General features: G+C 55.4%; 12 protein-coding genes. 6 read left to right on the top strand and 6 right to left on the bottom strand.

The annotated features are described in order from the left end of the window. Nucleotides 1–40 precede the first annotated feature (40 nt). The gene (locus MKY12_RS09880) at nucleotides 41–898 is read right to left on the bottom strand and encodes an SDR family NAD(P)-dependent oxidoreductase (RefSeq protein WP_339255429.1); all 858 of its coding nucleotides are present in this window, start codon (nucleotides 896–898) and stop codon (nucleotides 41–43) included. 161 nt (nucleotides 899–1,059) lie between these two features. Here MKY12_RS09880 and MKY12_RS09885 point away from each other — a divergent pair, with 161 nt between their 5' ends. Next, nucleotides 1,060–1,518: a MerR family transcriptional regulator gene (locus MKY12_RS09885; protein ID WP_339313597.1), complete on the top strand. Its 459-nt coding sequence runs from the start codon at nucleotides 1,060–1,062 to the stop codon at nucleotides 1,516–1,518. Nucleotides 1,519–1,727: 209 nt separating this feature from the next. Then, entirely contained in the window at nucleotides 1,728–2,642 is a 915-nt protein-coding gene (locus MKY12_RS09890; protein WP_339313598.1) for a divergent polysaccharide deacetylase family protein, read from the top strand. Here the strand turns inward: MKY12_RS09890 and MKY12_RS09895 are convergent. Beyond that, nucleotides 2,629–3,432 (bottom strand): N-acetylmuramoyl-L-alanine amidase, encoded by an 804-nt coding sequence (locus tag MKY12_RS09895; RefSeq protein WP_339313599.1) that lies wholly within the window; start codon nucleotides 3,430–3,432, stop codon nucleotides 2,629–2,631. The two genes, MKY12_RS09890 and MKY12_RS09895, sit on opposite strands and share 14 nt — an antisense overlap. Nucleotides 3,433–3,639: 207 nt before the next feature. Between MKY12_RS09895 and MKY12_RS09900 the strand changes: the two genes are divergently transcribed. Next, entirely contained in the window at nucleotides 3,640–3,834 is a 195-nt protein-coding gene (locus tag MKY12_RS09900; protein ID WP_036725054.1) for a YqzE family protein, read from the top strand. A gap of 191 nt (nucleotides 3,835–4,025) precedes the next feature. On the opposite strand, the gene MKY12_RS09905 is transcribed toward MKY12_RS09900, so the two are convergent. From MKY12_RS09905 to MKY12_RS09920, 4 genes are all read right to left on the bottom strand, one after another. Next, nucleotides 4,026–5,102 (bottom strand): hypothetical protein, encoded by a 1,077-nt coding sequence (locus MKY12_RS09905; protein ID WP_339313600.1) that lies wholly within the window; start codon nucleotides 5,100–5,102, stop codon nucleotides 4,026–4,028. 151 nt (nucleotides 5,103–5,253) lie between these two features. After that, a complete protein-coding gene (locus tag MKY12_RS09910) occupies nucleotides 5,254–6,336 on the bottom strand; it encodes a YqhG family protein (protein ID WP_339313602.1) in 1,083 nt (360 codons plus the stop codon). Further along, nucleotides 6,333–8,078, bottom strand: coding sequence for an SNF2-related protein (locus MKY12_RS09915; protein WP_339255441.1), 1,746 nt, complete (start codon nucleotides 8,076–8,078; stop codon nucleotides 6,333–6,335). The genes MKY12_RS09910 and MKY12_RS09915 overlap by 4 nt, the downstream gene beginning before the upstream one ends. Then, entirely contained in the window at nucleotides 8,075–8,323 is a 249-nt protein-coding gene (locus tag MKY12_RS09920) for a hypothetical protein (RefSeq protein WP_209878007.1), read from the bottom strand. Before MKY12_RS09920 ends, MKY12_RS09915 begins: the two co-directional genes overlap by 4 nt. Before the next feature lie 177 nt (nucleotides 8,324–8,500). On the opposite strand from MKY12_RS09920, the gene MKY12_RS09925 reads away from it, so the two are divergent. The 3 genes from MKY12_RS09925 (at nucleotide 8,501) to ltrA (ending at nucleotide 13,940) form a co-directional block, all read left to right on the top strand. Further along, a complete protein-coding gene (locus MKY12_RS09925) occupies nucleotides 8,501–12,088 on the top strand; it encodes an LAGLIDADG family homing endonuclease (RefSeq protein ID WP_339255443.1) in 3,588 nt (1,195 codons plus the stop codon). A gap of 1,045 nt (nucleotides 12,089–13,133) precedes the next feature. Continuing rightward, nucleotides 13,134–13,259 carry a hypothetical protein gene (locus MKY12_RS09930; RefSeq protein ID WP_339255445.1) on the top strand — a complete coding sequence of 42 codons (126 nt, stop codon included), beginning with the start codon at nucleotides 13,134–13,136 and terminating at the stop codon, nucleotides 13,257–13,259. 3 nt (nucleotides 13,260–13,262) lie between these two features. Then, nucleotides 13,263–13,940 carry a group II intron reverse transcriptase/maturase gene (gene ltrA, locus MKY12_RS09935; RefSeq protein ID WP_339255447.1) on the top strand — a complete coding sequence of 226 codons (678 nt, stop codon included), beginning with the start codon at nucleotides 13,263–13,265 and terminating at the stop codon, nucleotides 13,938–13,940. Nucleotides 13,941–13,997: the final 57 nt, after the last annotated feature.

Consider the following 13,997-nt stretch of genomic DNA (forward strand, 5'->3'; position numbering starts at 1 on the left):
CGTCGTGTGCCAATTGCTGCTTCTTCACCAGCAGCAGCGATTATGCGTCGCCGGATTGAAGGAATTCCTGCTCGTAAATGGCCCGGACATCTTTCAAGATACGACTGCTATGCTCTGTGAATTTCAGCGGTCGTACCTGATTCTTGATCAGGAAGACACCGGACTTGCCGCTGTGTTCACCCAGAGCCGCCTGATACAGCAGGCCTGCCCCATGGGTAGGCTCGGGGAAGAACAAGCGCGTAATGGGTTTTAACCACAGCGGGATGCCTGATTTTTTGCCGCTGCGAAGGGTGTTGTTGCCTCCGGGATCCGCGCTGCGGATAAGGATGCCTTCGGCTGCAAGCTCAGAGGCCACCGCCTCCGTCCACAAGGACATGGCCCGCTTGGTGTCGGCATAAGGGCCAGTCAGCATCTGAAATTTCGCCGGGCGCTCCAGCGAAGCCGGGTCGAAGCTGCGCTTCATCATAAAAGCGTTAGAGGACGTATTCACGACCGTGCGGAGCGTGCCTTTCAGCAAGAGCGGCTTCAGCTCCATCGTAAGGATATACGGAACCACCGTCTGCAGCTCATAATGCAGCTCGCGTCCTTGCTTAGACAAGAGTAACTCGGGGAAGCTGCCGCCGGCATTATTGAACAGGATGTCAATATGTGATTCGTGGCGGTTAATGTCCTGCAGGGCACTTCGCAATTGGCCAAAATCGCTTAAATCTGCCTTATAGATTCGTAGCTGCCTGCTGCCGAGCGCCTTATGGATGAGTGGGTCATCTTCAGCAAAAGCTGAGCGGATCAGTGCGAGCACCTCCCAGCCTTCGTCAAGTATTCGGCGGGTCAAGGCTAGCCCGATGCCGTGATTTGCCCCGGTGATCAGTGCGGTGCGGGGGCTGTGTGTTATGTTCATTATGATTGCTCCTTTGAATGTGAGTGGGTGAATGGTGTCCATTCTATAACTTGGAGCTGAGTCCAAGTCAAGTGCCGAAATTAACCGTTGACTTGGAGCTGACTCCAGGCTGTACAATGGTACGAAGGCACTTTTAGAGCAAGTAGAGAGGGAGTGATTCGATGAGTCTGGCGGAAGTGGATCTCGTGCAGGGATATTCAATTAAAGAAACGGCGGAGCGGACAGGAATGCCGGAGGATACGATACGCTATTACGAGAAGATAGGACTATTGCCCCGGGCGAAGCGCAAGGGGAACAGCCACCGCATTTATAGCGATGCGGATCTGGAGATGATGCAGATGATCTCCTGTCTCAAAAAAACAGGCATGTCACTCGACGATATGCGGCCCTATCTGAACCTGTCACTCGACACGGACTTGTCCGGCTATCCTGAGCTGCACGAGATGATCCGTAATCACAGAAGCAAGATCCTGGAGCAGATCGCTTCGCTGCAGCAGATTGTAGACTTCATTGATGTCAAAATAGAGCAGGGAAATCTGGGCCCGCAGACCTGCGAGCTGACCGGAGACCGTAAGCAGATGCCAAGAGGACGTAAAGCCAAAGCTAAAGCTAAAGCGTGAGGGTTAATGCGAAGTAGGAGGGGATTCAGGTGCTGAAGGCTATGCTTGACGCTGACAGACGGGGAGCTAGAGGAATCGCATAGCTGACAGGCCGCCCGTGCCGTATCCGCATCCCATTGTTAATAATTGCGTAAGCGCTCCGTACATATTTACCCTTCGTGAGCCAAACAATGAGTACAATTGTTCAATCACGAAGGAGGTGTTCCAGTATGAATACAAGCAACCACAGAGTAAAGCGTGTCCTTCTATATCCCTTGGCCGCAGCTGTAATTATGTCAGCGGCGCTAATCCCGTCAGCCCCGCTTGCCGTGTCTGCTGCACAGGCAGACACGGCACTTTCAGCACCCGCACCTGCGAATAGCAGAGGGAGCAGCGTATCGGGCAACCGGACAGCTGGGAATCAGCAGCAGCAGCAGGCGCTCAGCCGTGTGGCGGTCATTATTGATGATTTCGGCAACAGCATGCGCGGGACAGAGGAAATGTTCAAGCTGCCCGTCAAAATCACCGTCGCAGTCATGCCGTTCCTGCGCTCCAGTGAACAGGATGCCCGGCGCGCCCATGAGCTGGGCTTCGATGTGCTGGTCCATCTGCCGATGGAGCCGCGCCAGGGCAAGCCGGAATGGCTTGGACCGGGGGCTGTGCTGACCAGCATGAATGACGCCGAGGTCCGCCAGCGGGTGGAGGCAGCGCTGGATAATGTCCCTTATGCGATTGGAATCAACAATCATATGGGCTCCAAGGTGACAGGTGATGAAAGGGTAATGGGTATTGTGCTGGAGGTCTGCAAGGAGCGCGGTCTTTTCTTCGTAGACAGCCATACCAATTACCGTTCAGTCGCGGGACGGATGGCCCGGGAGCTGGGAATGCCGCCGGTGGAGAATCATATTTTCCTGGATGATGTGCATTCGGCAAGCCATGTGGCGAAGCAGATGAAGCTGGTGCAGGAGCGGGCCTTGAGCCAGAAGTTTTGCGTCACCATCGGTCATGTCGGCATCCAAGGCAAAGAGACCGCCGCGGGCATCCGCCGCGGCATTGCCGAAATGAAGGACAAGGTGCAATTCGTCGGCATCTCCGATCTGGTCCGTGAGGAATGGAAGTGGAATTCCCGGCTTACACTTCCATAAGGTAGGCAGCGATCCCGTTCGCAATGGCTTCGGCGATCTCTTCCTGGCCCTTCGGTGTACAGAGCTTCTCCCGGTCAGCCGGACTGCTGACAAATCCCGCCTCAACGATCACCGTTGTGGCGGTTATTTTGTTGAGCAGGTAGAAGGGCTTGCCCCGGACAGGATCATTCTTCATCCCGTAGAGCTGGTTGAGCTGATCCTGAATGGTCCGGGCCAGCAGGAAGCTGCGCCCTTCCTGGCGGTACAGAACGAGCGGACCATGCTTGGACGGGGATTTCGCCCAGTTAATGTGGATGCTGACCACGACATTGGCCGGAAGCGTCTCTGCCAGTTCCTTGCGCTGGGCCAGATCGCGTAAATGCCGGGATCTGTTCCTCAGCCACAGATTCTCATCGCTGGGCGCATAATCGCCAGTCCGGTTCAGAATCGTATCGAAGCCATCTGCACGCAGCAGGAGAAAGAGGCGGCGGGAGATGGCAAGGGTGATGTCCTTTTCCAGAATGCTGCCGTAGGAGGTTCCGCCGTCAATCCCTCCATGCCCGGCATCAATCAGAATGATCCGTTGGTCATGGCCGAGCATATGCTGGCGCTGTCCGGGCTGCTCTGCCTGTGGATTAGTGCGGGGTGCAGCCGCGTGAATCACTGCGGTGTCTCCAGCCGTAAGCATGAGCAGAACGCTTACTGCGGCTATGATCCGCTTAAGCCGCCGCCCGGATCTCAGCTCAGGCTGCTCATTTGAATGATGGGAATGTGTAGCCGTATGGGTCTCTAATGCTTCTGACTGTCTCAAGTGAATAACCTCCCTGCCGGAATAATCAACAGCTACTTGTACTTAATGACGGTTTATACAGGTGTAGTCTTGTTAGATTGTGCCTTAACGGCCTAACCTATACGAAGCTTCGGATTCCGGTTTAGAGATCGGAGGATTGGAGCACACTATAGGCATAAGGTCAAGGGGCGGGAGCCCGCCCCAGCACTCACCTGGGAGGTGTATGAGATGGCATCCGGCGGAGATGATCTGGTGAAGTATATTACGGAGAAGGTAGTCGTCTACATTGAGAACCCTCGTGCTGTCCATGCCCGGCGGAAGGCAGAGAAGCAGCCGTGGGCGGAAAAGTGGTTCGGCACGCTGCCGCTCGCCTGGTCCGTGTGGCGCAGCAAATGGAGCCGGGGCGGGGAGAGTAAGGAGTAAGGAGTAGGAGTAGCACTTCAGCGGAAATCGGTCGCTGTGTGAGCATGAGGTGCATAAATGCACCTGAATTCGGAGAAAGCGGACGCTGAGTAGAATTTAGGTGTATAAGCAAACAGCCTTCCCAAGTGGCGTCGTGCAGGCGGCACCCGGGAAGGCTGTTTCAATATCGAGCAGGAACTGCCAGTGCCAGTCTACCGGCTTGAACGGGGTAGAGCAGCGGAGCCCAGCGTGGCTCCCCCGGGCAGTGGCACCGGCAGCTTATGGAAGGTTCCGGCCTTCTGAAGGGCGCTAAGCGGGAGGTAGCGAATGCCACCTGGACCGGCAGCGGCATAGACTACGGCAGCTTCTGTGCTGCCTTGGTCCCGGGAAGCACCGGGCTTCAGCCAGCTCTGGCTGCCTGTAATCATGAATGGCGCGCCCAGCGTGTCGTTGTGCCCCGGAGACTGGAAGGCGAGACTGCCCCGCTCCTGAAGCAGAGCGCTTAGGCTTGCTCCGTTCAACGTCTTCAGCCCGGGTGCGGTCAGCCACAGCAGATCGGCATACGGGTCATCCTCTCCGCCGCTCCGCAGAGCGGGCTGGGGAGTGCGCGCCTGGCCCGGACCGGAGGACAGCATGGCTGAGACTTCCGGTGCAGCATTAAGAATATACTCAGCCTGGCTCTGACTCCAGGGCAGCGTCTCCAGAACGGTAGCATTCAGATACAACGTTCTGTTCTCCGTAGTGATTTTCCAGACAGGCAGCATTGGAGCATAGAGTGCCGTAACCCCGATGGCACCTGAAGAATTAGAGGGTATCAGTCCTTGCTGCGCCAGATACTGGCGCAGTTCAGTCATACTGTAAGGGAGACCATCGGTTCCGGCTCCGTATTCGCTAAGCAGATAGCCGCCCTGATCCGCAGCGGAGATAATGAGATAGCCGATCCGCTGACCGCTGTGCATCACATTGACCAGCCAGCTCCGCGTTCCCGGACCAAGAGGGTAGACCTTGGTGACGGCATCCTTCCATTCCTTAAAAGGAGCATCCGCCGAGAGCTGGCTAATCGTCTGGCGGGTGAAGGCCTGCAGCGTTTCCGGCGCTGGAATCGGCTTCATCTCAAGTCCCGGAAGAACCTCCTGCGTGACGGCCTGCGTCACGCTAAGTCGGCTGGTTTGTGACGCTAGCGCCTGGGGAGAGGAGGCGCTGGCAGCCAACAGAGTCAGTCCAAGAATCAGACAGAGGAGCAGGCGGCCATGCCGCCGGAAGCTCTTCTGCCTCGCAGTGATATTCATAGGTTCAGTCACCTTTCCTGTTTAGAGGGAATGTACGCTTCTTACTGTTCATTGTAGGGGACAAGCCCTGAAAAGGCTGTTGCTTGCTGTCGCGCCAGGCAGCGGGAGTTTCGCTGTTTTTTTGCCTGCTTTTAGCGGACCAGGTCGCATTCTATGTGCTGCGCAGATGAAACAATCCGTACGTTACGGCAGAAACTGCAATCTGCGGCTCATACTGCCACGAGGTCTCCTGGCGGCGGCGGTTGTACTGCTCCAGGATGGCGAGGCGCTTCTCTTCTTCCGGTTCTTTCAGCAGCTCCGCGTAGTAGATGTCCACGATGCTAAGCTCCAGCTCCAATCGTTCGCGCGCTTCTTCCGCCCAGGTGTAATCCAGCAGCGCCAGCTTCGAGGTCAGATATCCCTCCAGCCGGTCGGCCCCGTCCGTAATCCCCAGCTCGAACGGCTGGACATGAATGTTCTCCGGCAGCCGTGGCGTCAGCTCCTTGCCGGCCAGCCGGGCCTCGAAGTCCGGGACGATCAGCCCGGAGGTTAACGACACCGCGATGAAATGCAGCTCCTCCCGCTTCAGGTCACAGGTCATCTCGACCTTGTAGCAGACCGCCAGCCATGGCTCGTAGGCGGCCGAGAACAGCGTGGTCCGCTGCCTGAGGCCAGGGTCCTCGAACAGCTGGAGGCACCGGCCTTCGTCCCGTGCCGCCGACCAGATCTGCCGCAGGCGCTTGCTGCCGTAGGTCACATCCTCGCGGCGGATCATGCCCGGTCCGAGGCGCGGCAGCGCCGGAACGATGCCGAAGTACCGCGCGAGGATGCTGTCCTCCGGCGCAGCAGATACCCCGGGCTGCAGCGCAGCTCCGGGGGCCTGCGCTGCGCCGAGCGGCTCCGCAGCAGCTTCGGCATCCGCCGCCCCGGCCAGACCCGGCGGCGCTCCCGCCCCTGCCGGGCGGCTGGCCCCGCCGCGCGGGCGGGCCGCAGGCGCAGCAGCCTGCGCAGCAGCCTGCGCGGCCAGTTCATCGTACTTCTGCGGGTCGAAGACGAAGCTGAAGGACAAGGTCTCGGGATCTACGCCGGTGCGCTCCACGAAGCCCCAATAATAAGGGCGGTCCGTCAGCATCCGGTCCGCGCGGGGGGAGAGCTTCACCGTCACATGCAGCGGCGAGGATTCCAATATGGTGCATTCAGTCGCTTCCAGATAATCCATGACCTGCTTGCGCACTTCTGTAGGCGTCAGCATCACTTAGGCACCCCGCTATCATCCAGCTTGGCGTGGGTCAATTCACTGAGCGAATCGCCGATTGTATCCAGCCCGCTGCGCAGCTCCTCGTCGCTGCCCGCTTCGAGAACGATTTTGTACAGGCTTTTCTCAAGCGAGCCCTTCTGCTCGAAGCGCTCCAGAATGACATCCAGCCCGCCGATGACCATCTCGAACATGTTGATTTTCTCATGCAGCAGGTGCAGGATATGCTCTTCAATCGTCCCTTCGGTGGAGAGGTTATAGATGACCACATCATTCTCCTGACCCAGCCGGTGGACCCGGCCGATCCGCTGCTCGACCCGCATAGGATTCCAGGGCAGATCGAAATTGATCATATGGTGGCAGAACTGCAGGTTAATTCCTTCGCCGCCGGCTTCGGTGGCAATCATCACCTGGGCGCGTCCGCGGAAGAGGTCCATCATCCAGTCTTTTTTGCCGCGGTTCATCCCGCCCGAGTACGTCACACATTGCAGTCCATGGTCACGGAAATACTGAAGCAGATACTCCTGCGTAGCCCGGTACTCCGTGAAGACGATTACCTTCTCGTTCATTTCACGGATTAACTCCATCGTCTTCTCCGCCTTGGTATTCGTCTTGACCGTACGGATCGTCTGGAGCAGCCCCATCATCCGCTCGCGCTTCGGCGAATCGGCCGGCAGCTTCTTGATCAGATTCACCAGCGTTACGAACACCGCATCCCGGCTGCTGCACACCTCACGTTGAAGCGTGACCAGGGAGAGCATACTGCTGAGATTGCCGCCTGCCTCCTGATACTGTTCTTTGACAAAAGCGGTCACTCCGTCATACAGCGCCTTCTCCTCAGCGGAGAGGGTGAGGGGGATATTGCGCACCTTGCGCTTGGTGAAATTCACTGGGCCTTCGCCCCGGCGGTTGCGGATCATGACCTTGGACAGCTCGCCCCGGAGCTGGACCTCGTTCTTGGGCTGGCGCTTATCCACCACGAAATTAGTAGCAAAATCGCCCTGATTCCCCAGCTGGCCCGGCTTCAGCAGCGTGATCAGATTGAACAGCTCGCCCAGATCGTTCTGCACGGGGGTGGCGGTGAGCAGCAGACAGTACTTTTTGCGGAGCTGCTGGACGAACAGATAATTCGTCGATTTCTTATTCTTCAGCTTATGCGCTTCGTCGATAATCAGCATGTCGTACTCCTGGCTCAGCAGCATTTCCTTATGCGGGTCACGCTTGGCCGTATCCATCGAGGCGACGACAATGTCATTGCCCCAGGAATAGGCTTTCTTTTGCGCTACGGCAGAGATTCCGAACTTCGTATTCAGCTCCCGCACCCATTGCAGGACAAGCGAGGCCGGCACCAGAATCAGAACCTTGCTTACCAGCCCGCGCACCAGATACTCCTTCAGCACCAGCCCGGCTTCGATTGTCTTGCCAAGTCCGACTTCATCGGCCAGAATCGCCCGTCCCGACATCTCGAACAGCACCTTGTGCGCCGTATCCAGCTGATGGGGAAGCGGAGAGAGCCCGGACAGATGCTTCATACACTGCAGCTCATCGAAGCTGGTAACCAGGCCCGACTGCTCTCCCTGCACGGCAAGGCGGGATAACCGCCAGTCGCCCCACGGCCCCCCTTTATCCAGTCTCGATTCCAGATCATGCAGCCAGTTACGCTCAAAAGATAGAGGAACAGGCAGCAGCGGCGCAGAAGTTACCTTCTCTTGGGGCAGGGAATTGCGGAATAATTGCGTCATGTTGCAGCCTCCTCCGTCGCAGTTTCATATCGAAATGCGTAGCAGTAGTATGCTCGTTTCAGAGAGATTTCATAACCAGAGGGGCGTGGAATTGACAGAGGAACGCTGTAATCCGCCTTGAAAGCTTTCAGTTCCAGTGCTTGCAAAAAAGCGAGAAAGAGGGAGGAAATGAGCCTTTCTTTTCCTGTTTTTCCGTTATTCCTGCCTGGGGCTGCTTTTTCAAAAAAGACCTCTATCCACAACATGTGGTATAGTTTAAAAGTTAACGCACACCATATATTGTTACAAAAGCATGAAAGTTAGCTGGTATGCGGATTTTTTCGGCTGTTTGTTATTGACAAGAGGAGCTTCCGCCGGACAAGCAGGCTGCGGCTGCCCGGCCGCCGGAAGCATGACCTATTATATCCTGGGAGGTTTTGCTATTGAGTACAGTGGAACACAACAAGCGTCTAGAGGGTCTGAGCGAGAAAATATTCCTGGACCGCTATGCCTGGAAGGACGCGGACAGCAATAATGCCAAGGTAGGCGATGTAGTACTTGTCCTGACGAAGGATGATCCGAAGTTCCCAACCAAGGAGGTTGGCGAGATTGTAGAGCGTACAGGCCGGATGGTTACGGTAAAAACCCGCAGTGGCGAGCTGGTGCAGTCGGATGTGGAAAAGCTGACGCTGAACATTGAGAAGACGCCGGAGGAGATGTGGGACCGTCTTGCGGCAGCGATGGCTTCCGTGGAGAAGACACCCGGGCTTCAGGAAGAATGGACAGGCAAATTCCGCTCGATTCTGGATGACTGGAAGCTGGTTCCCGGCGGACGGATTGCGGCTGGGGCCGGAGCCAGCGAGGAGCTTACACTGTTCAACTGCTATGTGATTCCTTCTCCCAAAGACAGCCGGGGCGGCATCATGGAGACACTCTCCGAGATGACCGAGATTATGGCCCGCGGCGGCGGGGTAGGCATCAATCTGTCCTCGCTGCGCCCGCGCCGTGCCATTGTCAGAGGGGTGAACGGTTCCTCCAGCGGCTCCGTGTCCTGGGGCGGCCTGTTCAGCTATACAACCGGACTGATTGAACAAGGCGGCAGCCGCCGCGGCGCGCTGATGCTAATGATCAACGACTGGCACCCGGATGTGCTGGACTTCATTACCGTGAAGCAGACGATGGGCCAGGTGACGAACGCCAACCTGTCGGTATGCGTAAGTAATAGCTTCATGAAGGCCGTCAAGGAGGATCTGGACTGGGAGCTGGTCTTCCCGGATACGACCGACCCGGATTACGACACCCTCTGGGACGGCGATCTGGATAAATGGAAGGCCGACAACCGCCGTGTCATCCCTTACCGCACCGTCAGAGCACGCGATGTCTGGCATACGATTATCGAATCGGCCTGGAAGTCCGCAGAACCGGGCGTTGTTTTCATGGAATATTATAATCAGATGTCGAATAGCTGGTATTTCAATCCAATCATTTGTACCAATCCGTGCTTCCACCCGGACACCCGGATTGCAACGGAATACGGTCTCTTAACCATTGAAGAGCTGTATAAGAAGGTCGGAACGGAATCCTTCCTGGTGGGAACCGATTCGAGACTGGTGGAGCAGGCCAAAGTGGTTGGCGGAAGAAGCTATGAAGTTCCAGGTCTACAGATGAGACGGGCGACAGTGTTCCCAACCGGCACCAGAGAAACCTTGAAGATCTCGCTGCAAAATGGGGTGGAGCTGTCCGTAACGCCTGAACACCGCTTATTTACTGACTCCGGCTGGAAAGAGGCTCAGACTCTGAGTGCAGACGATTGCGTTTATTTGCAGTCTGGTGAAGGTGCTTTTGCGGCTGAGGATACGCTTGGTGAGGGGTGGGTCAATGAACAACTTGAGGAACTCGGAGTGAAGGCAGTTAGAGCCGCTGAAAAAGAGGTTCCGGCTGCGCTGTATACAGCTTCACGTGCGACGGTTGTGGCATTCCTGCAAGGATTATTCTCTGCAGACGGAACGGTATATGAGAATGATGAGATGCACCGTACGGTCAGATTGACCTCAGCTTCCAAAAAACTTCTTCAAGGCGTTCAATTGCTGCTGCTTAATTTCGGAATTAACAGTTCCATCTATAACCGTCAGAAGAAGAATCAAGCTGTATTTACGTATACGACCATAGCAGGCGAGGAACGGAGCTATGAAGGCAGCGGATTCTATGAGCTGATCTTAAGCGGCAACAACATCCTGGAGTTCAAGAATAAGATCGGCTTCAAGCTGATTACCAGAAAACAAGAAGCACTGGAGCGGATTGCCCGGCCTTCCCGCAAAAATGAAAAGTTTATCTCCAAAGTCGTTGGTATCGAAGCAGGCGAGGTTGTGACGGTATACGATATTACTGAGCCTGTTACGCACTCGCTGATCGCTGGTGGTGTTGTTGCCCATAACTGCGGGGAACAAGGCCTTCCCGGCTGGGGCGTGTGCAACCTGTCCGCCGTCAATCTCTCCAAGTTCTACGATGCCGAGAAGCATGATGTGGACTGGGCAGATCTGGCGACAACGACCCGTTATTCCGTGCGTTTCCTGGATAATGTCATCGACAAGACACCATATCATTTCCCGGAAAATGAAGCCAACCAGAAGCTCGAACGCCGCGTAGGTCTCGGCACCATGGGTCTGGCTGAGCTGATGATCAAGCTGAATATCCGTTATGGCAGCCCGGAATCGCTGGAGTTCCTTGACAAGCTCTACGGCTTCATGGCCCGCGAGGCGTATCTGGCTTCCGCCGAGATTGCCGGCGAGAAGGGGGCGTTCCAGGCGTTTGACACCGATAAATATCTGCAGAGCGGCTTCATGCGGAATATTACCGAGGTTTACCCGGAGGTCGGCGAGTCGATCCGCAAGCATGGCATGCGCAATGTTACTGTAATTACCCAGGCCCCTACAGGCAGCACAGGGACTATGGTGGGTACATCTACAGGCATTGAGCCGTATTTCGCCTTCAAATATTTCCGCCAGAGCCGTCTTGGATACGATGAGCAGTTCGTACCTATCGCCCAGGAATGGCTGGAAGCTCATCCGGGAGAAGAACTGCCGGACTACTTCGTCACATCAATGGATTTGTCCGCTAAGGATCATATCCGTGCACAGGCCGCTATTCAACGCTGGGTGGACAGTTCTATCTCCAAGACTGCGAACTGCCCGTCTGACTTCACCGTGGAAGAGACCGCCGAACTGTATGAAATGGCCTTCGATCTGGGCTGCAAAGGCGTAACCATCTACCGTGATGGCAGCCGTGATGTACAGGTGCTGGAGACGAAGAAGAAGGAGGACAAGAAGGACGAACCGGCAACGGCTGCCAAGCCTGAGGTGATTAAGGAAACGGAAGCCGCTCCGTCAGCTCCGACAACTGTAGCCGCAGCGCCTGCCCACCAGGCAGCGGCCAGCGGAGTAGACAAGCAATACAAGAAACGTCCGCAGGTGCTGCGCGGCGCGACCTATAAGATCAACACGCCGTTCGGCATGGCGTATATCACGATCAACGATCTTGATGGTATCCCGGCCGAGATTTTCCTGAATGTCGGCAAGGCTGGCTCTGACGTCTTCGCCATGGCGGAAGCCCTGGGCCGCGTCTGCTCGCTGTTCCTGCGCTACGGCGATCACGGCGAGAAGGTCGGCCTGCTGATCAAGCACCTCAAGGGCATCGGCGGCTCCGGCGCCATCGGTTTCGGTGCGAACCGCGTCGAGTCCATCGCCGACGCCGTAGCCAAAGCCCTGGAGACCCATGTGCTGAACAACGCCCATGATGACCATATCCCGGCACCCATCGCGGCCACACTGGAGCTTGATTTCAACGAGGCGCTGAACGCCGAGCTGAAATCCACGGTTCCTGCCGCATCCGCCGATGACGGCCACGGTAGCCACGGCTCGCACAGCCACGCTACCGCTTCACGGGATCTTTGCCCTTCCTGCGGCAGCGCCTCGCTGATTAATATTGAGGGCTGTAAAACTTGCGGGAATTGTGGGTATAGCCGGTGTGGGTAAAGGTGGAATTGAATTCCATAATTAATTAGTGTGATGTGCCACCAAAAACGGGATATCGCCATAAAAAACGGGACGGAATGCCACCAAAAACGAGATATCCACAGGAAAATACCTTATATATGGAAATAAATGTTTAAATACAGCCCTGTTTTACACTAAAATCGGCTATTTCAGACCAATCTTAAGAAATCCGTTTTTCCTTATGCAATTACCAACATTGTGAGAGGGATTTTAATGCGTAATCGTAACAAGGATGGACGTTATCGTAAGAAGTGTGACGATACTAAGATTGAAACAATTGAAAAGACGTACAGGTTAGATTTAGATGTTCGTGGAGATATGGAGTTAGGCACATATCGAAAACTCAACGCCGCATTGAAAAAGAATGTCAGAAATAATCTGATGATATTTTCACACACTGATCTGTAGGAAGTAAGCTCAAATAGGCGTCAGGTAGTACTCCACACCATGAATACGGCAGCATAGGTTTTGTGCTGCCGTATTTTTTATTACCGCGTGCCCAGCTAAGCACGCATCGTCTAGCCGGTGAAAGCCCGGTTGTGGGAGGGGCCAAGCCCCCGTGTAGCTAGGATTCTTACGTAGGGTGAAAGCCGTATGTAAAAGCGAATCGACAAAAGTACCTGTCAGAGACAGGGCGAGCAAACTGCCAGGCCGTAACATGAAGTGAATCCTGCCGCGTTGTCAAAAAGGCCTCGCAAGAGGGAAGAGAGGAAGCCGAGCCTCGGGAAATTGGGCGAAGGCCATGGAAGCTGTCAAGAACTTGGAGCGACAGTGAAGAATCCTCCAGCGTAAAGGGATCGGCATGGTAGTAAAGAGGATGCAGTGAACTGGGGAGACCCTCCCCCACACGGGAGAATTTTTTTAGGAACCCGTAAAGAGGCGCTCTATAAGTCCAAAAGACGAAATGAACCGTCTGTGGGAAGGGAGTCCGAGGGGTTCGTAGTACCAAGGAACCTAAGGACAACATACCTTAGGGAGGGAAGGAGCCCTGCTTTGTTTATGCTTTTGGAGGAGGTACGAGTGAGTGAATGCCAAACGGCTAACAACACCCAAGGAAAAAGTTCAAGAACTCCAAGAAAAGCTAGGTCATGCGGCCAAGGAGAACAACAAGCGTAAATTCCATGCCCTGTACGACAAAGTCTACCGGTAGGATGTGCTGTGCGAAGCCTGGAAACGGGTGAGAGCGAACAAAGGAGCTGCGGGAGTGGATGCCGTGACGCTCGCAGAAATTGAAGAACAAGGGGAAACAAGTTTCCTCAAGGAATGCGAACGAGAACTGAAGGAAGGCCATTACCACCCGCAGCCCGTACGGCGGCACTACATTTCCAAGAAAGATGGGAAGCCAAGACCGCTAGGCATCCCCACTGTGCGCGACCGAGTGATGCAGATGGCAACCAAACTCGTGATTGAACCCATCTTTGAAGCAGATTTTAAAGAAGTCTCCTTCGGATTTCATCCGAAACGAAGTGCGAAAGGAGCGTTGGATCGAATCCGGAAAGCCTGCAACCGGAAAGGAAATTGGGTAGTCGACGTCGATATCCAAGGCTACTTCGACCATATTAATCAAGAGAAGCTCATGAAACTGGTACAGATGCGTATCAATGACAGGCGGATCTTGAAGCTCATACGGAAGTGGCTTCATGCGGGAGTGATGGAAGAAGGAAACGTACGGCGCTCCGATTTAGGGACACCGCAAGGTGGGGGCATCTCCCCGCTTTTGGCAAATATCTACCTGAACTATTTTGACCAGTTATGGGAGAAACACGGAAGTAGGCTGGGAGAACTGACAAGGTATGCGGACGACTGTGCGCCACGAATGTGCGGCGCGTAAGAGCCAAGCAATGCTGAACAAGAGATGAGGGAGGGCCCCTCGGAGCCGCTGTGCAGG

It is taken from the genome of Paenibacillus sp. FSL M7-0896 (assembly GCF_037975415.1).
Classification (GTDB): domain Bacteria; phylum Bacillota; class Bacilli; order Paenibacillales; family Paenibacillaceae; genus Paenibacillus_AQ; species Paenibacillus_AQ silagei.

Coding starts and splice junctions, on each gene's coding strand:
- MKY12_RS09880 (WP_339255429.1), bottom strand. CDS start 898: ATGAACATAACACACAGCCCCCGCACCGCACTGATCACCGGGGCAAAT.
- MKY12_RS09885 (WP_339313597.1), top strand. CDS start 1,060: ATGAGTCTGGCGGAAGTGGATCTCGTGCAGGGATATTCAATTAAAGAA.
- MKY12_RS09890 (WP_339313598.1), top strand. CDS start 1,728: ATGAATACAAGCAACCACAGAGTAAAGCGTGTCCTTCTATATCCCTTG.
- MKY12_RS09900 (WP_036725054.1), top strand. CDS start 3,640: ATGGCATCCGGCGGAGATGATCTGGTGAAGTATATTACGGAGAAGGTA.
- MKY12_RS09905 (WP_339313600.1), bottom strand. CDS start 5,102: ATGAATATCACTGCGAGGCAGAAGAGCTTCCGGCGGCATGGCCGCCTG.
- MKY12_RS09915 (WP_339255441.1), bottom strand. CDS start 8,078: ATGACGCAATTATTCCGCAATTCCCTGCCCCAAGAGAAGGTAACTTCT.
- MKY12_RS09920 (WP_209878007.1), bottom strand. CDS start 8,323: ATGTTGTGGATAGAGGTCTTTTTTGAAAAAGCAGCCCCAGGCAGGAAT.